Below are 24,602 nucleotides of genomic sequence, written 5' to 3'. Positions count from 1 at the left end.
TTCCATGCCCGCCCTCGGCACCTCGCTGACCAACCGCAACGCCGCCTCCGTGCTGCGTGACGGACTGTCGCGCGTGCAGCAGGGCGATGTGGCGGTCGATTGCAGCATGCTGACGCAGGTCGATTCCTCGGCCGTGGCAGTGCTGCTGGCCTGGCAACGGGCGGCTGCCCAGCGCGGCCAGTCGCTGGCCATTGCCGGCGTTTCGCCGCAGCTGCGCTCGCTGGCGAGCCTGTACGGCGTCGAAGGCCTGCTGGGCCTGGCAGCCGCTACCCACCCGGAACACCACCACCACCGACATTGAACCGGCATCCGTTGCCGTGCGCGTTTCTGCTGCGTACGGCCATGCGATGCCACGGCGTCGGGCCGAGGGCCTGGCGTCGCGCCGGGCAGAGCGGGGGAACCCCTGCATCCCCTATAATTCCGGGTTGTTCGTCCCCAAGTCGTCCCCAAGTGTCCTGACACGATTCCACAGGTGCTGCGCGGCTAACCTCAGGGGCGCTCCCCCAACATCAGGAAAGGCCGAAAAGACAGCGGCCCCATCCAAGACATTCGGCCATGAAAGCCATCGAAATCAGCGATGTCCGCAAGCGCTACCGCAATCTGCAGGCGCTCAAGGGCGTCAGTTTCAGCGTAGAGCGCGGCGAATTCTTCGGCCTGCTCGGTCCCAACGGCGCGGGCAAGACCACGCTGATCTCGATCCTGGCGGGCCTGAACCGGGCCGACTCCGGCAAGGTCAGCGTGCTGGGCCACGACGTGGTGGACGACTACCGCATGGCGCGCCGCATGCTGGGCGTGGTGCCCCAGGAACTGGTGTTCGATCCGTTTTTCACCGTGCGTGAAACGCTGCGGCTGCAGTCGGGCTACTTCGGCCTGACACGCAACGACGACTGGATCGACGAAATCATGGCCAACCTCGATCTCACCAACAAGGCCGACAGCAACATGCGCCAGCTTTCGGGCGGCATGAAGCGGCGGGTGCTGGTCGCCCAGGCCCTGGTGCACCGGCCTCCCGTGATCGTGCTCGACGAGCCGACGGCCGGCGTGGACGTAGAGCTGCGCCAGACCCTGTGGAAGTTCATTTCTCGCCTGAATCGCGAGGGCCACACGATCATCCTGACCACCCACTACCTGGAAGAAGCCGAAGCGCTGTGCGACCGCATCGCCATGCTCAAGTTCGGCGAAGTGGTGGCGCTCGACCGCACCAGCAGCCTGCTGAACCAGTTCGCGGGTCTGCAGCTGGTTCTGACACTTTCGAAAGGTACGCTGCCGGCCGAGCTGGAAGCGCTGCGCACGCCGGGCAATCCGGGCGAGCGCGCGCACCGTCTGCGGCTGTCCGGCTACGAGGCCGTGGAGCCGATCCTGGCCGCGCTGCGCGCCGCCGGTTGCGAAATCGAAGATATGGAAATCAGCAAGGCCGATCTGGAGGACGTGTTCGTGCAGATCATGCGTCGTGAAGGTGCAATGCCCGGCAGCATGCCGAACACCGCTGTGGAGGCTGCCGCATGAAGAATCCCGCGGAGATCAATGTGAGCCAGCAGCGCGATGAGCAACGCCTGGCGTCGATGGCCGTTGGCGGCTGGGTCGGCTTTCGCACGCTGCTTTACAAGGAAGTGCTGCGTTTCTGGAAGGTTTCGTTCCAGACCGTGGCCGCGCCGGTGCTGACCGCCGTGCTGTACCTGCTGATCTTCGGCCATGTGCTGGAAGACCGTGTGCGCGTCTATGACCAGATCAGCTATACCGCCTTCCTGGTGCCGGGCCTGGTGATGATGAGCGTGCTGCAGAATGCGTTCGCCAACAGTTCGTCGTCGCTGATCCAGTCCAAGATCACTGGCAACCTGGTCTTCATCCTGCTGCCGCCGCTGTCGCACTGGGAGATGTTCGGTGCCTACGTGGTGGCGTCGATCGTGCGTGGACTCTGCGTGGGCCTGGGCGTGCTGCTGGTGACGGCCTGGTTTGCGAACCTGCATTTCGCGCATCCGTTATGGATTCTCGTGTTCGGGCTGGCCGGCGCGGGCATCCTGGGTACGCTGGGGCTGATTGCCGGTATCTGGGCCGAAAAGTTCGACCAGCTGGCCGCGTTCCAGAATTTTCTGATCATGCCTGCGACGTTCCTGTCCGGCGTGTTCTATTCGATCCACTCCTTGCCGCCGTTCTGGCAGGCCGTGTCGCATGCCAACCCGTTCTTCTACATGATCGACGGTTTCCGTTTTGGCTTCTTCGGCGTGTCCGATGTGCCGCCGCTGCAGAGCCTGGCCGTCGTGGCCGTGGCGTTCGCGGTGCTGGCCACGCTGGCGCTGCGCATGCTGCGCAAGGGTTACAAGCTGCGGCACTGACCTGCCGCAATACACCGTTTTCATAGAGACAGACATGCTGCCTACTCCGGAACAAGTCAGGGATTACATTGCCCAAGGGTTGCCCTGCGACCATCTGCAAGTGGAAGGCGACGGCCAGCACTTCTTCGCCACGATCGTAAGCGGAGAATTCGAAGGCAAGCGCCTGATTCAGCGCCACCAGCGTGTGTACGCGGCGCTGGGCGACCGCATGCGCGCCGAGATTCACGCGCTGTCGATGAAGACATTGACGCCGGCCGAATGGCAGGCCGAGGCCGGTAAGTAAGCCGTACCGGCACACCACCTACAACACCACCGGACGGGCGCGTGCCCGGCCGGATGACCAGACTGAACAATGGACAAATTCCAGATCCAGGGCAACGGGCCGCTCAAAGGCGAGATCCGTGTGTCGGGCGCCAAGAACGCCGCGCTGCCGATCCTGTGTGCCGGTCTGCTGACGGCCGATACGGTTACCCTCAGCAACGTGCCCGACCTGCAGGACACCCGCACGATGCTCAAGCTGCTGCGCCAGATGGGCATGCAGGCGGACATGGTGGACGGCGTGGCCACGCTGAACGGCGCCGACATCAATGCGCCGGAGGCGTCCTATGACCTCGTCAAGACGATGCGCGCCTCGATCCTGGTGCTCGGCCCGCTGGTCGCCCGTTTTGGCGAGGCACGCGTGTCGCTGCCTGGTGGCTGCGGCATCGGTGCGCGGCCGGTGGACCAGCACATCAAGGGCCTGCAGGCAATGGGCGCCGAGATCAATATCGAGCACGGCTTTATCCACGCGCGTGCCAGCCGCCTGAAGGGCGCACGCGTGGTGACGGACATGATCACCGTGACCGGCACCGAGAACCTGCTGATGGCGGCAACCCTTGCCGATGGCGAGACGATTCTCGAAAACGCCGCGCGCGAGCCGGAAGTGACCGACCTGGCCGAGCTGCTCGTCAAGATGGGCGCGAAGATCGACGGCATCGGCACCGACCGCCTGATCGTGCATGGCGTGGACAAGCTCCACGGCGCGCAACACAGCGTGGTGGCTGACCGCATCGAGGCCGGTACCTTCCTGTGCGCCGCCGCTGCCACGCTGGGCGACATCGTCGTGCGCGACATCCCGCCGCTGATTCTGGACGCGGTGCTGCTCAAGCTGCGCGAAGCCGGCGCGACGATCGAGACCGGCGATGACTGGATCCGCCTGGCCATGACGCAACGCGCGCAGGCCGTGAGCTTCCGCACCTCGGAGTACCCGGCGTTTCCCACCGACATGCAGGCGCAGTTCATGGCGTTGAACGCCGTGGCCGATGGCACCGCGCGCATCACCGAGACGATCTTCGAGAACCGCTTCATGCACGTGCAGGAGCTGAACCGTCTGGGCGCGAACATCACGGCCGAGGGCAATACCGCGGTGGTGACGGGCGTGCCGCGCCTGTCCGGCGCCAGCGTGATGGCCACCGACCTGCGTGCGTCCGCGAGCCTGGTGATCGCCGGCCTGGTGGCCGACGGCGAAACCACGATCGATCGGATCTACCACCTGGACCGTGGCTACGACCGCATGGAGAACAAGCTGTCAGCCGTCGGCGCGAAGATCCGCCGTATCAGCTGAGCCAACGGCAAAGCCGCCCCCGAAACCTGCTGAAGAACTGACGATGAGCCCCGCTTTCAATGCCTCGCCCAACCAGCTGACGCTGGCGCTGTCCAAGGGCCGCATCTTTACCGAAACGCTGCCGCTGCTGGCCGCGGCCGGCATCCAGGTGACCGAGGACCCGGAAACCTCGCGCAAGCTGATCCTGCCCACGTCCGATCCGGCCGTGCGCGTGATCATCGTGCGTGCTTCGGACGTGCCGACCTATGTGCAGTACGGCGCGGCCGACTTTGGCGTGGCCGGCAAGGATGTGCTGATGGAGCATGGCATGACCGGCCTGTATGCGCCGATCGACCTGAACATCGCGCGCTGCCGCATGTCCGTGGCGGTTCCGGCCGGTTTCGACTATGCCAACGCCGTGCGTCAGGGCGCGCGCCTGGCCGTGGCCACCAAGTACGTGCAGACCGCTCGCGAGCACTTTGCCAAGAAGGGCGTTCACGTGGACCTGATCAAGCTCTACGGTTCGATGGAGCTGGGCCCGCTCGTCGGCCTGTCCGATGCCATCGTCGATCTGGTCAGCACCGGCGGCACGCTGCGCGCGAACAATCTGGTCGAAGTGGAAGAGATCGTGCAGATCTCGTCGCGGCTGGTGGTCAATCAGGCGGCGTTGAAGCTCAAGCGGGAACGGCTGGCGCCGATTCTCGACGCATTTGAACGGGCCTCGGCGGCGCTCGCCTGAGGTAGCCACAAACTGGAATTGACCGGGGACCCGTAAGAGGATCCGCAAGGAAAAAGCAGTCATGAACGAAACCGATATGGAAAACCTGTCGATCCGTCGGCTCGACTCGACCGAGCCCGGTTTTGCAGAGGCGCTGCGCCAGGTGCTGGCATTCGAGGCGTCGGAAGACGAAGCCATCGATCGTGCCGCGGCCGATATCCTGGCCGATGTGCGCCGCCGTGGCGACGAGGCCGTGCTCGAATACACGCGCCGCTTCGACCGTGTGGAAGCCGCTTCGATGGGTGCGCTGGAACTGTCGCAATCGCAGCTCGAAGCCGCGCTGGAAGACCTGGAGCCGAAGCGCCGCGCCGCGCTGGAAGCCGCGGCGGCCCGCGTGCGCGCCTATCACGAGAAGCAGAAGATCGAATGCGGTAGCCACAGTTGGGAATACACCGAGGCCGACGGCACCATGCTGGGCCAGAAGGTGACGCCGCTGGACCGCGTGGGCCTGTACGTGCCGGGTGGCAAGGCGGCCTATCCGTCGTCCGTGCTGATGAACGCGATTCCCGCACGCGTGGCTGGCGTCAAGGAAGTGATCATGGTCGTGCCCACGCCGGGTGGCGTGCGCAACGAACTGGTCCTGGCAGCGGCGCAGATCGCCGGTGTGGACCGGGTGTTCACGATCGGTGGCGCGCAGGCCGTGGGCGCGCTGGCCTATGGTACCGCCACGCTGCCGCAGGTCGACAAGATCGTCGGTCCGGGCAACGCCTATGTGGCTGCCGCCAAACGCCGCGTGTTCGGTACGGTCGGTATCGACATGATCGCCGGCCCGTCGGAAATCCTCGTGATTTGCGACGGCACGACCGATCCGGACTGGGTGGCAATGGACCTGTTCTCGCAGGCCGAGCACGACGAGCTGGCACAGTCGATTCTGCTCTGTCCCGACGAGGCCTATCTGAACCGCGTGGAAGAAAGCATCCAGCGCCAACTGCCGACGATGCCGCGCCGCGAAGTCATCGCCGCGTCGCTGGCGGGGCGGGGCGCGCTGATCAAGGTGCGTGACATGGAAGAGGCGTGCGAGATCGCCAACGCGATCGCGCCCGAGCACCTTGAGATTTCGGCCGAAAACCCGCGCCAGTGGAGCGAGAAGATCCGCCACGCCGGCGCGATCTTCCTGGGCCGTTATACGAGCGAATCGCTGGGCGACTACTGCGCGGGTCCCAACCACGTGCTGCCTACCTCGCGCACCGCGCGCTTCTCGTCGCCGCTGGGCGTGTACGACTTCCAGAAGCGTTCGAGCCTGATCGAGGTGAGCGAGGGCGGCGCGCAGATGCTGGGCCAGATCGCCGCCGAGCTGGCCTATGGCGAAGGCCTGCAGGCGCACGCCCGCTCGGCCGAGTACCGCTTCAAACGTTAAGCACCTTCTTAAAGCAGGATCAACAAGGACCATCATGTCAGCCGTAGACCCATCCCTGATCGAACGCATCATCCGTGACGACGTGCGCGCTATGGGCGCTTACCACGTGCCCGAGTCTCACGGACTGGTGAAGCTCGACGCGATGGAGAATCCCTACCGGCTGCCGCCCGAGCTGCGCGCGCAACTGGCCGCGCGGCTGGGCGAAGTGGCCCTGAACCGCTACCCGGTGCCGAGCAGCGAGGCACTGCGCGCGAAGCTGAAGAGCGTGATGCAGGTGCCGGCCGGCATGGATGTCATGCTTGGCAATGGTTCGGATGAGTTGATCAGCATCCTTTCGCTGGCCGCTTCCAAGCCCGGTGCCAAGGTGCTGGCGCCGGTGCCGGGCTTCGTCATGTATGCAATGTCGGCGCAGTTCGCGGGCATGGAATTCGTGGGTGTGCCGCTGCGCGCCGATTTCACGCTGGACCGCGCGGCGATGCTGGCGGCGATGGCCGAGCACAAGCCGGCGATCATCTACCTGGCCTACCCGAACAATCCGACCGGCAACCTGTTCGACGCGACCGACATGGAAGCCATCGTCCGTGCCGCGCAGGGCGAGGTCTGCCAGAGCCTGGTGGTGGTCGACGAGGCGTACCAGCCGTTCGCGCAGGAAAGCTGGATGCCGCGCCTGACGGAGTTTGGCAACCTGCTGGTCATGCGCACGGTGTCGAAGCTGGGCCTGGCCGGTATCCGCCTTGGATACATGGCTGGCTCGCCCGCGTGGCTGGGGCAGTTCGACAAGGTTCGCCCGCCGTACAACGTCAACGTGCTGACCGAAGCCACCGCGCTGTTCGCGCTCGAACACATTGCCGTGCTGGACGACCAGGCCGCACAATTGCGCGCCGAGCGTTCGAAGCTGGCGGATGCCATGTCGGCCGTGCCCGGTGTGACGGTGTTCCCGAGCGCCGCCAACTTCCTGCTGGTGCGCGTGCCGGATGCGGCACAGGCGTTCGAGCGTCTGCTGGCGCGGAAGGTATTGATCAAGAACGTGAGTAAAATGCACGCATTGCTGGCCAACTGTCTGCGCGTGACGGTCAGCACGCCCGAAGAAAACGCGCAGTTTCTTGAAGCGTTCAACGCTTCATTGCAGGATTAACCCCACCATGCGTGTTGCAGAGGTCACCCGCAATACCTCGGAAACGCAAATCCGCGTTTCGCTGAACCTTGATGGCACCGGCCGCCAGAAGCTGGCCTCCGGCGTGCCGTTCCTCGACCACATGCTGGACCAGATTGCCCGTCATGGCATGTTCGACCTGGAGGTCGAGGCCACGGGCGACACCCATATCGACGATCACCATACGGTGGAGGACGTCGGCATTACGCTGGGCCAGGCCGTGGCGCGCGCCATCGGCGACAAGAAGGGCATCACCCGCTACGGACACAGCTATGTGCCGCTGGACGAGTGCCTGTCGCGCGTGGTGATCGATTTCTCGGGTCGTCCGGGCCTGGAGTTCCACGTGCCGTTCACGCGTGCTCGCGTTGGCAGCTTCGATGTCGACCTGACGATCGAGTTCTTCCGCGGTTTCGTCAATCACGCCGGGGTGACGCTCCATATCGACAACCTGCGCGGCATCAATGCCCACCATCAATGCGAAACGGTGTTCAAGGCCTTTGGCCGTGCGCTGCGCATGGCGGTGGAGCTGGACTCGCGTGCGGCCAACCAGATTCCGTCGACCAAGGGTTCTCTCTGACCCATACTGGCTACTGACCTGAACCACTGACCTGCGCCCCCATTTAGCAGGCGTGCCGGCTGGTTGCGGCGACGCTGACAACCACCGACACACCCGCATCCGATGGATACGCTCAAGTCTTTCATCTCGCTGCTGGCGCTGATCAATCCGATCGGGGCGATCCCGTTCTTTATCAGCCTGACCAGTCAGCAGACAGAGTCGGAGAAACTCAGGACGATCAAGACCGCATCCATCGCGGTGGCGATCGTGGTGGGATTGTCGGCGTTGCTGGGGCAGCAGATCATCGAGTTCTTCAATATCTCGGTGGCGTCGCTGCAGGTGGGCGGCGGGCTGATCATGATCATGATGGCCATGAACATGCTGAACGCCCAGACCGGCCGCACCAAGGCCACGCCCGAGGAAGAAGACGAGGCGGAGGCCAAGACCAGCATCGCGGTGGTGCCGCTGGCGCTGCCGCTGCTGACCGGGCCTGGATCGATCAGTACGGTGATCGTCTACGCTGGCAAGACGCACCACTGGTATGAGCTGCTGATCCTGGTGGGCATCGGCGTGATTTTGGGGCTGGTGGTGTATGGCACGTTCCGTGCGGCGGATCCCATCGCGCGGGTGGTTGGCAGGACCGGGATCAATATCGGTACGCGTCTGATGGGTTTGATCCTGTCGGCGCTGGCCGTTGAATTCATTGTTGACGGGCTGAAGACATTGTTGCCTGTTTTGAAATCATGACTACCATAGCAATTGTGGATTACGGCATGGGCAACCTGCGCTCGGTGGCGCAGGCACTGCGTGCCGCGGCACCGGAAGCGGACGTGCAGGTCGTGGACCGGCCCGAGGGGATCCGCGCGGCGGACCGCGTGGTGCTGCCAGGCCAGGGCGCGATGCCGGACTGCATGGGCGCGCTCGGGGAATCGGGCCTGCAGCAGGCTGTGCTGGAAGCCGCGGCTTCCAAGCCGATGCTGGGTGTGTGTGTTGGCGAACAGATGCTGTTCGAGCGCAGCAGCGAAGCTCGCGCGGGCGCGGACAGTACGCCGGCGCTGGGCCTGATGCCCGGCGAGGTGATTCGCTTTGACCTGGAAGGGATGACGCAGCCCGATGGCTCGCGCTTCAAGGTGCCGCAGATGGGCTGGAACCGTGTGCACCAGGCGAAGCCGCACCCGCTGTGGAACGGCATCCCGGACGATAGCTGGTTCTATTTCGTGCACAGCTACTTTGTGCAAGCGCAGGACCCCGCCCATATTGCCGGTCAAACGGAGTATGGCGTCGTGTTTACCAGTGCGGTGGCACGCGATAATATTTTCGCCACGCAGTTCCACCCGGAGAAGAGCGCCGCGATGGGTTTGCAGCTATACCGGAATTTCGTGCACTGGAATCCGTAAAGCGTCAGAAGCACCTGTTACCAGAAGCGCCACAAGATCATCAGCGATATCGTGTTTGTTCAGAGCCACCGACCCAGACTGCATCCACTGCAAAACTGACATGACCTGAACGCCGGCACAGCCGTGCTGGCATCGCTACCTTTTCCTTTTTACACAACCACCACGCTCGTTACGCTATGTTGCTCATTCCGGCCATCGACCTGAAGGACGGTCAGTGTGTACGCCTCAAACAAGGCGACATGGACCAGGCCACCGTCTTTTCCGAAGATCCCGCCGCCATGGCACGTCACTGGGTGAACCAGGGCGCGCGTCGCCTGCATCTGGTCGACCTGAACGGCGCTTTCGTTGGCAAGCCGCGCAATGAGGCCGCTATCAAGGCCATCATCGCCGAAGTGGGCGACGAGATCCCCGTGCAGCTCGGCGGCGGTATCCGCGACCTGAACACTATCGAGCGCTGGCTCGACGACGGCCTGTCGTACGTGATCATCGGCACGGCTGCCGTCAAAAACCCAGGGTTCCTGAAGGACGCCTGCTCGGCATTCGGCGGCCACATCATCGTCGGCCTCGACGCCAAGGACGGCAAGGTTGCCACCGACGGCTGGAGCAAGCTGACCGGCCACGAAGTGGCGGACCTGGCACGCAAGTACGAAGACTACGGCGTGGAGGCCATCATCTATACCGACATCGGCCGCGACGGCATGCTGCAGGGCATCAACATCGATGCCACGGTCAAGCTGGCCCAGTCGATGTCGATTCCGGTGATCGCCAGCGGCGGCCTGTCGAACATGGCCGATATCGACCAGCTCTGCGCCGTCGAGCGTGAGGGCGTGGAAGGTGTGATCTGCGGCCGCGCGATCTATTCGGGTGACCTGAACTTCACCGAAGCCCAGTCGCACGCCGACAAGCTGGCGTCCGAATAACGCCGCCGGGCAGGACGCCACAACCAGCCGCGCGCCCCTGGCGGGGCCGCGGCAGGCAAGGAATCTCATGCTAGCCAAACGTATCATCCCCTGCCTGGACGTGACCAACGGGCGGGTGGTCAAGGGTGTCAACTTCGTCGAGCTGCGCGATGCGGGCGACCCTGTGGAAATCGCGCGCCGCTACGACGACCAGGGCGCCGATGAAATCACATTCCTGGACATTACCGCGACCAGCGACGGCCGCGACCTGATTCTCCACATCATCGAGAGCGTGGCTTCGCAGGTGTTCATCCCGCTGACCGTGGGCGGTGGCGTGCGCACCGTGGAAGACGTGCGGCGGCTGCTCAATGCGGGCGCGGACAAGATCAGCGTCAATTCGTCGGCGATCGCCAATCCGCAACTGGTTTCAGATGCCACGGGCAAGTACGGCTCGCAGTGCATCGTGGTGGCCATCGATGCCAAGCGCAGCTCGGCGCCGGGCGAACCGGCGCGCTGGGAGGTCTTCACGCATGGCGGCCGCAAGGCGACCGGTCTGGACGCCGTGGAATGGGCGAGCGAAATGGCGCGCCGCGGCGCGGGCGAAATCCTGCTGACCAGCATGGACCGGGACGGCACCAAGAGCGGTTTCGACCTGGAACTGACGCGCGCGGTCAGCGACGCCGTGCCGGTGCCCGTTATTGCATCAGGCGGTGTAGGCGGCCTGCAGGACCTGGCCGACGGCATCAAGCTGGGCCATGCCGATGCGGTACTGGCTGCCAGCATCTTCCACTACGGCCAGCACACCGTTGGCGAAGCAAAGGCTTTCATGGCCCGCGAGGGCATCCCCGTCCGGATCTGATCATGGCAAAGAAGTGGCTGAACAAGGTGAAGTGGGACGACAACGGCCTGGTGCCGGTGATCGTCCAGGAGACGGGTTCCAATGATGTGCTGATGTTCGCGTTCATGAACCGCGAAGCGCTGCAGCGCACCGTGGAGTTGGGCGAGGCCGTGTTCTGGTCGCGCTCGCGCAAGCGTCTATGGCACAAGGGCGAGGAATCCGGCCATGTGCAGAAGGTGCACGAGATTCGCCTGGATTGCGACGAGGACGTGGTACTGCTGAAGGTTACGCAGATCGATAGCATCGCTTGCCATACGGGCCGTCACTCCTGTTTCTTCCAGAAGTTCGAGGGCGACGTCGAGTCGGGCGACTGGCAGACCGTGGAGCCCGTGCTCAAGGACCCGTCGACGATCTACGCCGCAAAATCATGAGCCAGGACATCAACACCGCCGACATCCTGGCGCGCGTGGCCGCCACGCTCGAGTCGCGCAAGCCGGAAAACGGCGGCGATCCGGATAAGTCGTACGTGGCCCGTCTGTACAAGAAGGGCGACGACGCCATTCTGAAGAAGATCGGCGAGGAAGCCACCGAGACAGTGATGGCCGCCAAGGACGCGCGTGCCGCGGGCCTGGGCGACGAGGCCGTCGGCAAGGTGGTCTACGAGGTGGCCGACCTGTGGTTCCACACGATGGTACTGCTGTCGCACATCGGCGCCACGCCGGCGGACGTGGTCAACGAGCTGGCACGACGCGAAGGATTGTCCGGGCTGGTCGAGAAAGCCAGCCGCAAGGAGTAGCATTGAGCCTATGGCCGCCCGGAACCATTCCGGAATCGGCACAAAGCGGCACAATCGGTACAACGCGGCATAACGCTGGAGGGCACGATGGCGACGGACTACACCACGCAGGTCACGACTACGGCGGACGCGGACAAGCTCGACGGGCTGCGCAAACTCACGCACATCCTGTATGCGCTGTATGCGATCCACTGGTTCACCGGCGGCATCACGGCGCTGATCGCCATCATCGTCAACTATGTGAAACGCGACGATACTCGAGGTACCGTCTATGCCTCGCACTTCGCCTGGCAGATCCGCACGTTCTGGTGGTCGATCGTCTGGTACGTGGTAGGGGGCTTCATGTTTGTGACGGTGTTGCTATTTCCGGTGGCAATCGCCGTATTCTGCGTGTTGTCACTGTGGATACTGTATCGTATCGTCAAAGGTTGGCTGTACCTGAACGACCGCAAGCCGATGTATCCGGACGAGGCGTTCTGAAGCAGGGCGGAGAGGATCCGGCACGATTCCTCGGAATGTGCCGACAAGCTGCAATAAGAACTTCATGAAATCCCAGGACAATTGCATTTTCTGCAAGATCGTGGCCGGCCAGATTCCGTCCAACAAGGTGTATGAGGACGACGACCTGCTGGCGTTTCACGATATCCATCCCAAAGCGCCGGTACACTTTCTGGTTATTCCGAAATCGCACGTCGATTCGCTGGCCGAATGCGGACCCGGCGATGCGGGTGTGCTTGCTAGAATGATGCTGAAGGTGCCTGAACTGGCGCGCCTTGCGGGCTGCAGCAACGGGTTCCGGACGGTGATCAACACCGGCACGGATGGCGGACAGGAGGTTTTCCACCTTCACCTGCACGTACTCGGTGGCCCGCGCAACCAGTGGAAGTCACCGGCGTTCTGAGTGGGAATCTCAGGACAGCCTGAGGCATGAGAGAGGCTGGGGCAGCGATGTCCCGGCCAAATGCTGTGTCGGCCACCGTCGCCCGGCGCAGCCTTTGAGGGACGGAACTACGGGGCCGGGCGATCATATTCCGACGCCCGCGGCTTTATCAGGAGCAAGAAATGGGTTCGTTTAGCATTTGGCACTGGCTGATCGTGCTGGTGATCGTCATGCTCGTCTTCGGTACCAAGAAGCTGCGCAACATCGGCCAGGATCTGGGCGGTGCGGTGAAGGGCTTCAAGGATGGCATGAAGGATGGCAACGCCGAGGAACCCGGCGCCAAGTCGGCTCCGGCCAAGGAGCTGCGCGATTCGACCACCATCGACGTGGAAGCCAAGGAAAAGCAGCGCCAGGAATAATCCGTCGCTGGATCATTCCTTGTCTGTCCCCTACCCGGCGGCCGCGCACGACGCGGCCTGCCTGTCCCGTGTCACTGTCCCGATGTCCGCATGATTGATCTCGGCATTTCCAAGCTGGCACTGATTGGCGCAGTGGCGCTGATCGTGATTGGCCCCGAGCGTTTGCCGAAGGTGGCGCGCACGGTCGGCGCACTCGTCGGCCGCGCGCAGCGCTATATCAATGAAGTAAAGGCTGAGGTCAGCCGCGAGGTGGAGCTCGAGGAGCTGCGCAAGATGCGCACGGAATTCGAGAACGCCGCGCGCGACGTCGAGCAGACCATCCACAAGGAAGTCAGCGAGCACACCCAGGCGCTGAACGAGGCGCTCAGTGGCGAGACGTCCGACGGTGCCGGCTCCGGCGATGGCAGCACGGGGTACATACCCAGCTGGGACAGCGCGCATAAAACCCGCAACGGCCGCAAGAGCTGGCGCGTCAAGCAGGGCGCCAGGCCAATCTGGTTCAAGCGTCAGCAGAATGTTCGCGTGTGGGTGCAGTCCGGCGCCGCGCGCGTGAAGCGCCACCGCCCGGCCAGCGGCCGTAACCGTTCCTTCTTCGAGTAAGCATGGCGGGCACCCAGAACCCCAACGACCCCAACGACGAGTCCCAGCAGGAGACTTTTATTTCCCACCTGATCGAGCTGCGCGAGCGGCTGGTCAAGGCGGTGGCCGGGGTCCTCGTCGTCTTTCTCGGCCTGGTTTACTGGGCGGCGGAAATCTTCAACCTGTTTTCCGCGCCGCTGACGGCGTCGCTGCCCAAGAACGGGCGCATGATCGTGACCGATGTCACCGGCTCGTTCTTCGTGCCGATGAAGGTGACGATGCTGGTTTCGTTCCTCATCGCGCTGCCGTGGGTGCTGTACCAGATCTGGCGCTTTGTGGCGCCGGGGCTGTATCAGCATGAAAAGAAGCTGATCCTGCCGCTGGTGACCAGCACCTATGTGCTGTTTCTGTGTGGCGTGGCATTCGCGTACTTCCTGGTGTTTCCCACGGTCTTCCACTTCATGGCGCATTACAACGCGCCGCTCGGGGCGGAAATGTCGACCGACATCGACAAGTACCTGAGCTTTGCCATGACCACGTTCCTGGCATTCGGCATTACGTTCGAAGTGCCGGTGGTGGTAATCGTGCTGGTGAAGTTTGGCGTGGTGGAACTGGAAAAACTCAAACAGATTCGGCCATATGTGATCGTCGGCGCGTTCATCATCGCCGCCGTGGTCACCCCGCCCGATGTGATGTCGCAGCTGTTGCTGGCAGTGCCCCTGATCATGTTGTACGAACTGGGTCTGCTGATGGCACGTTTTGTGACAAAACAGCCACTCGGCACCGCTGCCGAAGGTGAAACGCAGGCCGACTGAGTTCCCCGGAGCTTGTTAACGGCCTGTATCACGCAGCTCTGAGTGCTGCGTTATGCACCAAAGTGGTGAAAATTCCCTCGATTGCTGTTGCTTCGTCACAACAAGAACCGCCGGTAAACCGTGTTTACGGCGAAAAAGACTTCTGACGCGCAGGGGGGGTGACACATAATACGACGCAGACGTGAGTGTTAATGCGTCGCCCAAGCACTTGGGCAACCAAGATTTCCCAATCAGTTGACAAGGAAAGTGTCGATATGAAGATGAAACTGTTTGCAGCTGCCGTAGCCGCTCTGGCCGCCGGCGGTGCCTATGCCCAGTCGAGCGTAACCCTGTACGGTGTGGTTGACGCCGGTATCGAGTACGCCAACCACCAGCCGAACGTGAGCGGTAGCCATGACGTCGTGCGCCTGACCTCGGGCAACATGTCCGGCAGCCGTTGGGGCCTGCGCGGCGTTGAAGACCTGGGCGGTGGCCTGAAGGGTGTCTTCGTGCTGGAAAGCGGTTTCAGCGTTGACACCGGTACGTCGGGTCAAGGTAGCCGTCTGTTCGGCCGTCAAGCTTTCGTCGGTCTGCAAAGCCAGTACGGTACGCTGAGCCTGGGCCGTCACCAGACCCCGTTCTATGACTTCGGTCTGGCCTTCGACCCGATGGCCATCTCGACGAACTACTCGATCACCTCGCAAGACGCAGGTTTCTCGAGCCGTGCTGACAACTCGGTGAAGTACACCGGCACGTTCGGTGGCCTGACCGCCTCGCTGCTGTACAGCACCGGCGCGAACACCGTTGGTTCGGCCAGCGCCTTCCAAGGTGTTTCTGGCGAAGTTCCGGGTTCGTACAAGACCGGCCGTGAGTACAGCGCAAGCCTGATTTACAACGGCGGCCCGTTCTCGATCGGCGCGATCTTTGACGAAACCAACCTGGGCAACCCGACCGCACTGGTCCCGGGCACCAACACCGCCAGCGCCAAGGTTCAACGCGCTTCGGTTGCTGGTACGTACGCATTCGGCCCGGCCAAGGTGTTTGCCGGTTACCGTTACGCTCACGCACTGCAAGGCGCAATCCTGCCGGGCGGCGTGACCACGTTCAACGGTACGACGACGAACGCCACGGTTTCGAACCTGTACTGGCTGGGCGCTGGCTACCAGCTGACGCCGGCTCTGTCGCTGACGGGCGCCGCCTACTACCAGGACTTCCGCAATTCGGGTGCTGATCCGTGGAGCTTCGTGGTTTCGACGGACTACGCGTTCTCGAAGCGTACCGACGCCTACTTCAACGTGTCGTACACGAAGAACAAGGACGGCTCGAGCCTGGGCGTTTCCTCGGGTCAAACTGGCAACCAAGGTGGTTCGGGCTTCGGCACGACCGCCAACGGTGCAAACCAGTTCGGCGCCGTGGTTGGTGTTCGCCACAAGTTCTAATTTGACGCGGGTGTAAGCCCGCTTCAGATTCGGCTTGATCAAAACGCCGGCATCCGCAAGGATGCCGGCGTTTTGTCATTGGAGGCAGCGTACGCCCCGGCAGGTGTCTTGATCCTCCCGCTGTCCGTGGGAGCCGTCAGGGGCAGGGGATAGGGTCCCGACTGTGACTAAGCCCGAGTCAGCAGTGTCGGCCTGCCTTGCTTCGCGCATCCCACGATGTCGGAGACGTGACAGGGGGGGGCGCGGCAGTTTACTCGCCGACCAGGTCCGTGTCAGCGCGATGCAGCTTGTCTTGCCCGCTCTCCCGCGACGCGGCAGACGGCTGGAGGAGAGGGCGCAGCAATTCAAGAACTCCAACCAGGTACGAGTCAGCAGCCGCACCGACCCAACTCCAAAGCACCCCCAAAACAAAAACCCCCGCCATTGCTGACGGGGGTTTTGGCTTGTGGCGATCTACCGCCGTGAACCGGGCAACGTGCGCGAAACCTAACGCATCAACAACCCGTCATCCACCCAGCTACTACGATCACTCTTCCTCTTCCAGCGGCATCGCACGACGCGGTGGCGGTGGACGCTTGCCGATCGTCACGGAGATATCGGCAGGCTTGCCGCGGCGAATCACCTTCATCTTCACATCTGCGCCAGGCTTGAGTTGGGCGATGGCATTCAGCAGCGCCGTCGTATCCGAAATGACCTGGTTATCGACCGATACAAGCACGTCGCCGGGCCGTACGCCTGCCTTGTCGGCCGGGCCGCCTTGAACCACCGCCGCAATCAGCGCGCCTTCCTTGGCATCAAGTCCAAAGGACTCGGCGATTTCCGGCGTCAGGTCCTGCGGTTCAACGCCGATCCACCCGCGCGTTACGCTACCTGTGGAGATGATCGACTCCATCACCTGCTTGGCAGTCGAAACGGGAATCGCAAAACCGATACCGAGCGAGCCACCCGAGCGCGAATAGATCGCCGTGTTGATGCCGAGCAGGTTGCCCTGCGCATCCACAAGCGCACCACCCGAGTTGCCGGGGTTGATTGCCGCGTCGGTCTGGATGAAGTTCTCGAACGTATTGATACCCAGGTGGCTACGGCCAAGTGCCGAGACGATACCCATCGTAACGGTCTGGCCCACGCCGAACGGGTTGCCGATGGCCAACACCACGTCGCCCACCTTCACATTCTCGATGCGGCCGAGTGTAATCGCCGGCAGATCCTTCAGCGTGATCTTCAATACTGCCAGGTCGGTCTCGGGATCGGAGCCGACAACCTTGGCGTTGGCCTTGCGGCCATCGGTCAGCGCGACTTCGATTTCATCGGCGCCATCCACCACATGGTGGTTGGTTAGAATGTAACCCTCGGCGCTGACAATGACCCCCGAGCCCAGGCTGGATACCGGCTCCTGGCGCTCCGGCAGCCGGTCGCCAAAGAAGAAGCGGAACCACGGATCCTCCGCCTGCGGATTGGGCGAACGCTTTGTGCCGTTCTTGCTGGTGAAAATGTTGACCACCGCGGGCATAGCCTCTTTGGCGGCGTCACTATAAGAGCCCTGTGCCGCTGAGCCGGCCACACTTGGCACGACCTCCTTCAGTGCCACGATGGGCGAGCCCGACTGCACGGCCACCCGCCCACGCTGCAGCCACTCGGGTTTGAGTGTGGCTATCACGAACAACACGGCCAGCACGACCGTGACGGCCTGAGCGAAGAACAGCCAGAATCGGCGCAACATATTGGAGTATTGACCCGAAAATGAAAACCAAAGAGCTGGAATTGTACTTGAACGACCTGCTGGAGGTTCCCCGTTTCAAGGACTATTGCCCGAACGGGCTTCAAGTGCAAGGTCGCCCGGAAGTCACTCACATCGTCACTGGTGTGACGGCCAGTCTGGCTCTCGTCGAGGCGGCCATCGACGCGGGCGCCGATGCGATCCTCGTGCATCATGGCTACTTCTGGAAGAACGAGGACGCACGGGTCATCGGCCAAAAGCACGCAAGATTGAAGAAGTTGCTCGGTTCCGATATTAATCTCATGGCCTATCACCTGCCGCTGGACAACCACGCGGAGCTAGGTAACAACGCGCAGCTTGGCCTGCGGCTCGGCATTCAGGCGAATGGTCGATTCAGCGACGATCAGCTTGGCTGGACCGGTACGCTGCTCCAGCCGATGCCACTGAGCACGTTTGCGGCACATGTGGGTGGCGTGCTCGATCGTGAGCCGCTGGCCATCGGCGACCCGGATCAGATGATTCGCAGCGTAGGCTGGTGTACGGGCGGCGCGCAGGGATACTTCGCGGCCGCGGTGGCCGCGGGCGTGGATGTCTATATCAGTGGGGAAGTGTCCGAGCCAACCACGCATTTGGCGCGCGAGAGCGGCGTCGCATATATCGCGGCAGGCCATCACGCGACGGAGCGCTACGGCATCCGCGCCGTCGGGGAACATCTGGCGCAGCGCTTCGATTTGCGCCACACCTTTATCGATATTCCGAACCCGGTCTGAGCAACCAGGTCCGGATATCCGGATAGACCGAATAGAGCAGGAACGGAAATACTCAGGCGCGCGGGGGCTGGGCCTTGAGGCTGTCGCGGATTTCGCGCAGCAGCTGGATGTCCTCGGGCGTCGCGGCCGGCGCCGGGGCTTCCTGCTCCTTCTCGCGCATCTTGTTGAACGCGCGGACCATCATGAAGATGATGAAGGCCAGGATCACAAAGTTGACCAGGATGGTCAGGAAATTGCCGTAGGCAAACACCGGAACACCTGCCTTCTTCAAGGCATCGAGCGTCTGCGGCACGCCAGGCGGAGGTTCGGCCAGCGTAACGAACATGTTGGAAAAATCGAGCTTGCCGATCACGCGGCCCACTACCGGCATGATCAGGTCATTGACAACCGAATCAACAATCTTTCCAAACGCGGCGCCGATGATCACACCAACTGCGAGGTCGATGACGTTGCCGCGCATCGCAAAAGTTCGGAACTCGCTCATCATTCCCATCGGTTTTTCTCCAATTTGTTGTTCCAGATTAACGTTTGTGTTTGACGAAGACTGCATCATCGCAACCTCGAGTGCAAGTCTGGATGCCGCGTTCGAACGCTTCCCGCGCGATCCCACAACCGATCCCATGACCGATTATCGGCGCCACGGCTATCAGTAGTTCGCCTATCGTCGCCAGATGTGCCTCAGGTATAATTTTTTGTTGACGCAGGATTCAATTGATGACATCCCCTGGGGTTTGGAATGAGTGACCAGCAAGACGTGAAGAACGTAGACAAAGGTCGCCGCAATTGGTTGATCGCGACTTCTGTCGCGGGCGGCGTAGGAGGCGTAGCAGTAGCAGTTCCGTTTGTCAGTACCTTTGCACCGTCGGAAAAGGCCAAGGCCGCCGGCGCGCCCGTCGAGGCAGACATTGGTGCATTGAAGCCCGGTGAAATGATGACCGTGGAATGGCGTGGCAAACCGGTCTGGATTCTGCGCCGCACCCCCGAAATGCTGGCTTCGCTCAAGAAGACTGATGCGGAAGTCGCGGATCCCAATTCCGACGTGCCCTTCACGATGAAGACGCCGGACTATTGCAAGAACGAGACCCGGTCGCGCGCCGAGCACAAGGACCTGCTCGTCGTGGTCGGCATCTGCTCGCATCTTGGCTGCTCGCCGTCCGGCCCGTTCGCTTCCGGCGCCAACCCGCAGCTTGGCGCGGACCCCGGTTTCCTGTGTCCATGCCACGGTTCTACCTTCGACCTCGCAGGCCGCGTGTTCAAGAACAAGCCTGCCCCGCAGAATCTTGACGTACCCCCGTACCAGTTCCTGACCGACACCAAGATCGTGATCGGCAAGGACGAGAAAGGAGAAGCGTGATCATGGCGGCCGAAAAAGAAGTCAAGACTACCGGGCTGCTGGGCTGGATCGACGCCCGTTTTCCCGCGACCCAGCTCTGGGAAGACCACCTTTCCAAGTATTACGCACCGAAGAACTTCAATTTCTGGTACTTCTTCGGATCGCTGGCGCTGCTGGTGCTGGTGATCCAGATCGTCACCGGTATCTTCCTGGTGATGAACTACAAGCCCGATGGCACGCTCAACGCCGCCGGCATTCCCGTGGCGTTCGCCAGCGTGGAATTCATCATGCGCGAGGTACCGTGGGGCTGGCTGGTGCGCTACATGCATTCCACCGGCGCCTCGGCGTTCTTCGTCGTGGTGTACCTGCACATGTTCCGAGGCCTGCTGTACGGCTCGTACCGCAAGCCGCGTGAGCTGGTCTGGATCTTCGGCTGCCTGATTTTCCTGTGCCTGATGGCCGAGGCGTTCATGGGCTATCTGCTGCCCTGGGGCCAGATGTCGTACTGGGGCGCGCAGGTGATCGTGAACCTGTTCTCGGCAATTCCGGTAATCGGTCAGGATCTGTCGCTGTTCATCCGTGGTGACTACGTGGTGAGCGATGCCACGCTGAACCGCTTCTTCTCGTTCCACGTCATCGCGGTGCCGCTGGTGCTGCTGGGCCTGGTGGTGGCGCACATCATCGCGCTGCACGAAGTGGGCTCGAACAACCCGGACGGCGTGGAAATCAAGGCGAAGAAGGACGAAAACGGCGTGCCGCTCGATGGCATCCCGTTCCATCCGTACTACTCGGTGCACGATTTGCTGGGCGTGGCTGGCTTCCTGATCATCTTCTCCGCCGTGATCTTCTTCTTCCCGGAAGTGGGCGGCTATTTCCTTGAAGCCAACAACTTCTTCCCGGCGGACCCGCTAAAGACGCCGCCGCACATCGCGCCGGTCTGGTACTTCACGCCGTTCTACTCGATGCTGCGTGCCACGACTTCGAACTTCCTGCCGATCCTCTGGCTGTTCTTCGCGTTCGTGCTGGGCATGGTGTTCCTGCGCACGAAGGACGCGCGGATCCGCATCGGCTCGATCGCGGTGCTGGTGATCCTGGCCGTGGGCTTCTACTTCATCGACGCCAAGTTCTGGGGCGTGCTGGTGATGGGCGGCTCGGTGATCGTGTTGTTCTTCATGCCGTGGCTCGACTGCTCGCCGGTCAAGTCCATCCGCTATCGTCCCGCTTTCCACAAGTCGATCCTGATCGTCTTCGTGGTGGTGTTCCTGGTCCTGGGTTACCTGGGCGTGCAACCGCCGTCGCCGGTGGGTGAGAAGGTGTCGCAGCTTGGTACGCTGCTGTACTTCGCCTTCTTCCTGACCATGCCGCTGTGGAGCCGTGCCGGCACGTTCAAGCCGGTGCCGGAGCGTGTCACGTTCCATCCGCACTAAGACGCTGCGCGACCCTACAAGAGGACAAGGACACAAGATGAAAAAGTTGCTTTCGATCTTCGCACTGGTCGGCGCATGCTTTGCCGCGCTGCCCGCGATGGCCTCAGAAGGCGGTTATCCGCTGGAGCCTGCGCCGCTGGACACGAGCGATGTGTCGTCGCTGCAGCGCGGCGCCAAGCTGTTCGTCAACTACTGCCTGAACTGCCACGGCGCGTCGATGATGCGCTACAACCGGCTGAAGGACCTGGACCTGACCGACGACCAGATCCGTCAGAACCTGCTGTTCAGCGCGGACAAGGTGGGCGACACGATGACGATCGCGATGCCGCCGAAGGATGCCAAGACGTTCTTCGGTGCCAATCCGCCGGATCTGTCGGTCATCGCCCGCGCCCGCGGTAACGACTGGCTCTACACCTATCTGCGTACGTTCTACCGCGACGATTCCCGCGCAACAGGATGGAACAACCTGGTCTTCCCGGCCGTCGGCATGCCGCACGTGCTGTGGGAACTGCAGGGCCAGCGCGCGCCGAAGTACGCCGAAGTGGAAGAGCATGGCGAGAAGGTGCACAAGCTGGCCGGCTGGGAGCAGATCACGCCGGGCAAAATGAGCACGCAGGAATACGATCAGGCGGTAGCTGACCTGGTGAACTACCTGAACTGGATGGCCGAGCCGGCGCAAAGCCATCGCAAGCGCCTGGGCGTCTGGGTGCTGTTGTTCCTGGGAGTGTTCACAGTGTTTGCCTGGCGCCTGAACGCCGCATTCTGGAAGGACGTGAAGTAAGTCCTTCGGCCAGCCGGACATCGGCATCGTGTCCTGATTTGTAACAAGATATGTAGCGATAAAGGCACACGGCCTCGAGGGCCGGCGCGGAAGTTGCAGCAGTGCAGCACCGCGCCGGCCTTTTGTTTTGCGCGACTCCGGGGGAAAGGGCCCCGTGAAGCACGCGAATCGTTGGCTGGCTATTTGTAACTAATTTGCTTTTCGATGGGCCGTTCTGACAGAATGTTTGCCCTGTCTGAACTAGCACCGCCAAGTTCGTCAAATTTCAATGAAATTGGCGCACTTCACACCCAAGGAATCCAAACCATGATGGTGTTGTATTCGGGTACCACCTGCCCGTTTTCCCAACGTTGCCGCCTTGTCCTGTTCGAAAAGGGCATGGACTTCGAAATCCGCGACGTTGATCTGTTCAACAAGCCGGAAGATATTTCGGTGATGAACCCGTACGGCCAGGTGCCGATCCTCGTCGAGCGCGACCTGATCCTGTACGAATCGAACATCATCAACGAGTACATCGACGAGCGCTTCCCGCATCCGCAACTGATGCCGGCAGACCCGGTGCAGCGCGCCCGCGCCCGCCTGTTCCTGTTCAACTTCGAAAAGGAACTGTTCACCCACGTCTACGTGCTGGAGAACGAAAAGGGTAAGGCCGCCGAGAAGAATCACGAGCGCGCCCGCGCCGCGATCCGCGACCGTCTGACTCAGCTTGCACCGATCTTCGTCAAGAACAAGTACATGCTGGGTGAAGAGTTCTCGATGCTCGACGTGGCCATCGCCCCGCTGCTGTGGCGCCTGGACCATTACGGCATCGAGCTGTCGAAGAACGCCGCACCGCTGCTGAAGTACGCGGAACGCATCTTCAGCCGCCCGGCCTACATCGAAGCACTGACCCCGTCTGAAAAGGTCATGCGTCGCTAAGACGTACCCGACGCCACCGCAACGCGTAATGCCAGAAACTTCCACCAAGCCCTACCTGATCCGCGCCATCTACGAATGGTGCACGGACAACGGTTTCACGCCGTACGTCGCAGTTTTTGTCGACGGCAATACCAACGTGCCGCGCGAGTTCGTGAAGAACAACGAAATCGTGCTGAACGTGAGCTTCGACGCGACCAGCGGCCTGGACATGGGCAACGAGTGGATTACCTTCAGCGCACGCTTCGGTGGCGTATCGCGCAAGATCGACGTTCCCGTGGAAAACGTGCTGGCGATCTATGCACGTGAAAACGGTCAGGGCATGGCATTCCCGGTGGAGCGCAGCATCCCCGAAACCCAGGCGGCCACGGAACGCGAAAACAACCCGCCTCCGAAACTGGCTTCGGTAGACGCCGAAACGCCGGCTCCGGTCACGGCGGAAGAGGGCAACGAGGGTTCGGACGACGATCCCAACCCACCGCCGGTGCCGCGCATCGGTGGCAAGAAGCCGTCTCTCAAGGTGGTCAAATAAGCCATCGCCAAGACACACCGCATGCAGTAGAATCGCGGTCTGCACCAAACATGCCGGCTTAGCTCATCAGGTAGAGCAGTTGATTTGTAATCATCAGGTGGCGGGTTCGAGTCCTGCAGCCGGCACCAGAATCATGTGAAAAGGCCACGCTCTCGCGTGGCCTTTTTGCTTTGTGGCCGAGCACTGGAACCTACTCCAGATGTGATCGGGCCAAGTACAACTACTACTCAGTGCTCAAAGCCAAATCGGCGCCGATGCAAGGCCATGTACCGCCGGTTTCCGGGCGTCATTCCACGCAACGCCTTGTACCGATCCAAACCAAGGGCTAGCTGATCGACTGAAGGTAGGGACGAGCCAATCAGAAGCCTCCCGCCATCGTCAAAAGAAATCAGTCCCCGATCAAACAGCCGATCGATATGTGGTGCCAACAGCAGTCCATTTTCAGGATCGATGCGCTCGTCGTTATTGCTTAGGCTCCAAGCATGAATATGCGAGGCGATCAGGAGGTCTGCATTTGATAGACCGGTAAGGGAGCACTGATTGCCCCACTTTTGAAGCAGGTCCGTACGAAACTTCCCTTGTCCGACGCGTGCTTTGACAATGGTTTCGCGTGTTGTGGTGCTGAGCCTGCCGTGGCTCTCATTGTCGACAAGAGTTAGCTCGAATCCCTCGACAAGGTGTGCGGTCTCTAGCAGATAGACTCCGGCATCTTTGGGTAACCTCGCCATGTATATCTGTTTCAGCGTCGCTTCCTTTGTGAATACGCGCGGATGGCAATGAGAGTCATAGAGCGCAATGAAGTCGTCTGCAATGTCATCTCGGCGAACTGGGGTCGGCAGGCTGGTCAGGTCTACGTCAACCCGATTGCCAAGGTCCGCCCATTCTGAGAATGAGCGTGTCGCGGGGCGAGTAGCTTGATATGCATTGCGCGTGGCTTCGGCGACGTGTGTGATCGTTTGATCGTGGCAGCAGAAGATCAGGTCTCCGGCCTGAACGTTTGCCACGTTGTCCCAATGATCCAATCGTTTTGTCTGCCCAGATTTTGTTCGCGATGCCTCTGGCGCCCAAAGAAAATTCCCGTTGAGAACTTCCTTAATCGTCTTGCCCACGTTGACCCAATAGAAATTCATCGCCTTGGCGCCGTCGTTCTGAATAGATCAGAATTTCCGCCCAACCGACGTATGTGTGTCAACCCCTCGACAGATGCATCAAATCGCTCGAATTCTCTCGTCCGGTGGTTCTAGACATCGTTGCCAAGCCAAATCCGGCAAGCACCGGTCCGCGACAGTCCCCCGTACTAAAGCAAAAAACGCCGCAAGTGCTAGAG

General features: G+C 61.9%; 30 protein-coding genes and 1 tRNA gene. 28 read left to right on the top strand and 3 right to left on the bottom strand.

The genetic code is table 11. From position 1 onward, the window contains the following. Positions 1 to 4 precede the first annotated feature (4 nt). The 21 genes from AC3FLX_RS24055 to AC3FLX_RS23955 all read left to right on the top strand — a co-directional run bounded on the left by AC3FLX_RS24055 (position 5) and on the right by AC3FLX_RS23955 (position 15,800). On the top strand, positions 5 to 301 hold the full coding sequence (locus tag AC3FLX_RS24055; protein WP_488699834.1) for an STAS domain-containing protein: 297 nt from the start codon (positions 5 to 7) through the stop codon (positions 299 to 301). A 254-nt stretch (positions 302 to 555) separates the two neighbouring features. Then, the gene (locus tag AC3FLX_RS24050; protein ID WP_488699833.1) at positions 556 to 1,506 is read left to right on the top strand and encodes an ABC transporter ATP-binding protein; all 951 of its coding nucleotides are present in this window, start codon (positions 556 to 558) and stop codon (positions 1,504 to 1,506) included. After that, the gene (locus tag AC3FLX_RS24045; RefSeq protein ID WP_488699832.1) at positions 1,503 to 2,333 is read left to right on the top strand and encodes an ABC transporter permease; all 831 of its coding nucleotides are present in this window, start codon (positions 1,503 to 1,505) and stop codon (positions 2,331 to 2,333) included. The genes AC3FLX_RS24050 and AC3FLX_RS24045 overlap by 4 nt, the downstream gene beginning before the upstream one ends. 34 nt (positions 2,334 to 2,367) lie before the next feature. Continuing rightward, the gene (locus AC3FLX_RS24040) at positions 2,368 to 2,616 is read left to right on the top strand and encodes a BolA family protein (RefSeq protein WP_124683075.1); all 249 of its coding nucleotides are present in this window, start codon (positions 2,368 to 2,370) and stop codon (positions 2,614 to 2,616) included. Positions 2,617 to 2,685: 69 nt separating this feature from the next. Beyond that, complete coding sequence (gene murA, locus AC3FLX_RS24035) at positions 2,686 to 3,936, top strand: UDP-N-acetylglucosamine 1-carboxyvinyltransferase (protein WP_488699831.1); 1,251 nt, start codon at positions 2,686 to 2,688, stop codon at positions 3,934 to 3,936. A 43-nt stretch (positions 3,937 to 3,979) separates the two neighbouring features. Beyond that, positions 3,980 to 4,654: an ATP phosphoribosyltransferase gene (gene hisG, locus AC3FLX_RS24030; RefSeq protein WP_488699829.1), complete on the top strand. Its 675-nt coding sequence runs from the start codon at positions 3,980 to 3,982 to the stop codon at positions 4,652 to 4,654. A gap of 61 nt (positions 4,655 to 4,715) precedes the next feature. Beyond that, a complete protein-coding gene (gene hisD, locus AC3FLX_RS24025; RefSeq protein ID WP_488699828.1) occupies positions 4,716 to 6,050 on the top strand; it encodes a histidinol dehydrogenase in 1,335 nt (444 codons plus the stop codon). Between the two features lie 34 nt (positions 6,051 to 6,084). After that, positions 6,085 to 7,185: a histidinol-phosphate transaminase gene (hisC, locus tag AC3FLX_RS24020; protein WP_488699827.1), complete on the top strand. Its 1,101-nt coding sequence runs from the start codon at positions 6,085 to 6,087 to the stop codon at positions 7,183 to 7,185. Positions 7,186 to 7,192: 7 nt separating this feature from the next. Then, the gene (hisB, locus tag AC3FLX_RS24015) at positions 7,193 to 7,780 is read left to right on the top strand and encodes an imidazoleglycerol-phosphate dehydratase HisB (protein WP_488699826.1); all 588 of its coding nucleotides are present in this window, start codon (positions 7,193 to 7,195) and stop codon (positions 7,778 to 7,780) included. A gap of 102 nt (positions 7,781 to 7,882) precedes the next feature. After that, complete coding sequence (locus AC3FLX_RS24010; RefSeq protein ID WP_488699825.1) at positions 7,883 to 8,506, top strand: YchE family NAAT transporter; 624 nt, start codon at positions 7,883 to 7,885, stop codon at positions 8,504 to 8,506. Beyond that, positions 8,503 to 9,156 carry an imidazole glycerol phosphate synthase subunit HisH gene (gene hisH / locus AC3FLX_RS24005; RefSeq protein ID WP_488699824.1) on the top strand — a complete coding sequence of 218 codons (654 nt, stop codon included), beginning with the start codon at positions 8,503 to 8,505 and terminating at the stop codon, positions 9,154 to 9,156. The genes AC3FLX_RS24010 and hisH overlap by 4 nt, the downstream gene beginning before the upstream one ends. A 176-nt stretch (positions 9,157 to 9,332) precedes the next feature. Next, entirely contained in the window at positions 9,333 to 10,076 is a 744-nt protein-coding gene (gene hisA / locus AC3FLX_RS24000; protein WP_488699823.1) for a 1-(5-phosphoribosyl)-5-[(5-phosphoribosylamino)methylideneamino]imidazole-4-carboxamide isomerase, read from the top strand. Positions 10,077 to 10,143: 67 nt separating this feature from the next. Next, positions 10,144 to 10,914 (top strand): imidazole glycerol phosphate synthase subunit HisF, encoded by a 771-nt coding sequence (gene hisF, locus AC3FLX_RS23995; protein ID WP_488699822.1) that lies wholly within the window; start codon positions 10,144 to 10,146, stop codon positions 10,912 to 10,914. Positions 10,915 to 10,916: 2 nt separating this feature from the next. Continuing rightward, a complete protein-coding gene (gene hisI / locus AC3FLX_RS23990) occupies positions 10,917 to 11,324 on the top strand; it encodes a phosphoribosyl-AMP cyclohydrolase (protein WP_488699821.1) in 408 nt (135 codons plus the stop codon). Then, positions 11,321 to 11,689: a phosphoribosyl-ATP diphosphatase gene (locus AC3FLX_RS23985; RefSeq protein ID WP_488699820.1), complete on the top strand. Its 369-nt coding sequence runs from the start codon at positions 11,321 to 11,323 to the stop codon at positions 11,687 to 11,689. The genes hisI and AC3FLX_RS23985 overlap by 4 nt, the downstream gene beginning before the upstream one ends. Before the next feature lie 87 nt (positions 11,690 to 11,776). After that, a complete protein-coding gene (locus tag AC3FLX_RS23980; protein WP_488699819.1) occupies positions 11,777 to 12,169 on the top strand; it encodes a DUF4870 family protein in 393 nt (130 codons plus the stop codon). Positions 12,170 to 12,233: 64 nt separating this feature from the next. Then, the gene (locus tag AC3FLX_RS23975) at positions 12,234 to 12,590 is read left to right on the top strand and encodes a histidine triad nucleotide-binding protein (protein WP_488699818.1); all 357 of its coding nucleotides are present in this window, start codon (positions 12,234 to 12,236) and stop codon (positions 12,588 to 12,590) included. 161 nt (positions 12,591 to 12,751) lie between these two features. Further along, on the top strand, positions 12,752 to 12,988 hold the full coding sequence (gene tatA / locus AC3FLX_RS23970; RefSeq protein WP_488699817.1) for a Sec-independent protein translocase subunit TatA: 237 nt from the start codon (positions 12,752 to 12,754) through the stop codon (positions 12,986 to 12,988). 90 nt (positions 12,989 to 13,078) lie between these two features. Then, positions 13,079 to 13,588: a Sec-independent protein translocase protein TatB gene (gene tatB / locus AC3FLX_RS23965; RefSeq protein ID WP_488699816.1), complete on the top strand. Its 510-nt coding sequence runs from the start codon at positions 13,079 to 13,081 to the stop codon at positions 13,586 to 13,588. A gap of 2 nt (positions 13,589 to 13,590) precedes the next feature. After that, positions 13,591 to 14,382, top strand: a complete 792-nt coding sequence (tatC, locus tag AC3FLX_RS23960; protein ID WP_488699815.1) for a twin-arginine translocase subunit TatC — start codon at positions 13,591 to 13,593, stop codon at positions 14,380 to 14,382. A gap of 254 nt (positions 14,383 to 14,636) precedes the next feature. Next, positions 14,637 to 15,800: a porin gene (locus AC3FLX_RS23955; RefSeq protein ID WP_488699814.1), complete on the top strand. Its 1,164-nt coding sequence runs from the start codon at positions 14,637 to 14,639 to the stop codon at positions 15,798 to 15,800. A gap of 526 nt (positions 15,801 to 16,326) precedes the next feature. Here AC3FLX_RS23955 and AC3FLX_RS23950 read toward each other — a convergent pair. Continuing rightward, on the bottom strand, positions 16,327 to 17,520 hold the full coding sequence (locus AC3FLX_RS23950; RefSeq protein WP_488699813.1) for a Do family serine endopeptidase: 1,194 nt from the start codon (positions 17,518 to 17,520) through the stop codon (positions 16,327 to 16,329). A 20-nt stretch (positions 17,521 to 17,540) separates the two neighbouring features. On the opposite strand from AC3FLX_RS23950, the gene AC3FLX_RS23945 reads away from it, so the two are divergent. Beyond that, positions 17,541 to 18,287: a Nif3-like dinuclear metal center hexameric protein gene (locus AC3FLX_RS23945; protein WP_488699812.1), complete on the top strand. Its 747-nt coding sequence runs from the start codon at positions 17,541 to 17,543 to the stop codon at positions 18,285 to 18,287. Between the two features lie 52 nt (positions 18,288 to 18,339). Here AC3FLX_RS23945 and mscL read toward each other — a convergent pair whose 3' ends face one another. Then, positions 18,340 to 18,780: a large conductance mechanosensitive channel protein MscL gene (mscL, locus tag AC3FLX_RS23940; protein WP_488699889.1), complete on the bottom strand. Its 441-nt coding sequence runs from the start codon at positions 18,778 to 18,780 to the stop codon at positions 18,340 to 18,342. A 243-nt stretch (positions 18,781 to 19,023) separates the two neighbouring features. Here mscL and petA point away from each other — a divergent pair, with 243 nt between their 5' ends. From petA to AC3FLX_RS23910, 6 genes are all read left to right on the top strand, one after another. After that, complete coding sequence (petA, locus tag AC3FLX_RS23935) at positions 19,024 to 19,641, top strand: ubiquinol-cytochrome c reductase iron-sulfur subunit (RefSeq protein WP_124683095.1); 618 nt, start codon at positions 19,024 to 19,026, stop codon at positions 19,639 to 19,641. A gap of 2 nt (positions 19,642 to 19,643) precedes the next feature. Further along, a complete protein-coding gene (locus AC3FLX_RS23930; protein ID WP_488699811.1) occupies positions 19,644 to 21,047 on the top strand; it encodes a cytochrome b in 1,404 nt (467 codons plus the stop codon). Between the two features lie 37 nt (positions 21,048 to 21,084). Next, positions 21,085 to 21,828 carry a cytochrome c1 gene (locus AC3FLX_RS23925; RefSeq protein WP_488699810.1) on the top strand — a complete coding sequence of 248 codons (744 nt, stop codon included), beginning with the start codon at positions 21,085 to 21,087 and terminating at the stop codon, positions 21,826 to 21,828. 306 nt (positions 21,829 to 22,134) lie between these two features. After that, positions 22,135 to 22,746, top strand: coding sequence for a glutathione S-transferase N-terminal domain-containing protein (locus AC3FLX_RS23920; protein ID WP_008643086.1), 612 nt, complete (start codon positions 22,135 to 22,137; stop codon positions 22,744 to 22,746). A 28-nt stretch (positions 22,747 to 22,774) separates the two neighbouring features. Further along, complete coding sequence (locus AC3FLX_RS23915) at positions 22,775 to 23,275, top strand: ClpXP protease specificity-enhancing factor (RefSeq protein ID WP_488699809.1); 501 nt, start codon at positions 22,775 to 22,777, stop codon at positions 23,273 to 23,275. 52 nt (positions 23,276 to 23,327) lie between these two features. Beyond that, positions 23,328 to 23,403, top strand: a tRNA-Thr gene (locus AC3FLX_RS23910). Positions 23,404 to 23,502: 99 nt separating this feature from the next. Here the strand turns inward: AC3FLX_RS23910 and AC3FLX_RS23905 are convergent. Further along, positions 23,503 to 24,405 carry an HNH endonuclease gene (locus AC3FLX_RS23905; protein WP_488699808.1) on the bottom strand — a complete coding sequence of 301 codons (903 nt, stop codon included), beginning with the start codon at positions 24,403 to 24,405 and terminating at the stop codon, positions 23,503 to 23,505. Between the last annotated feature and the right edge of the window lie 197 nt (positions 24,406 to 24,602).

This window comes from Cupriavidus sp. 291-E7, from assembly GCF_057798835.1.
The sequence above is the reverse complement of the archived record's forward strand: the minus strand, read 5'-3'. Positions and strand labels throughout refer to the sequence as shown.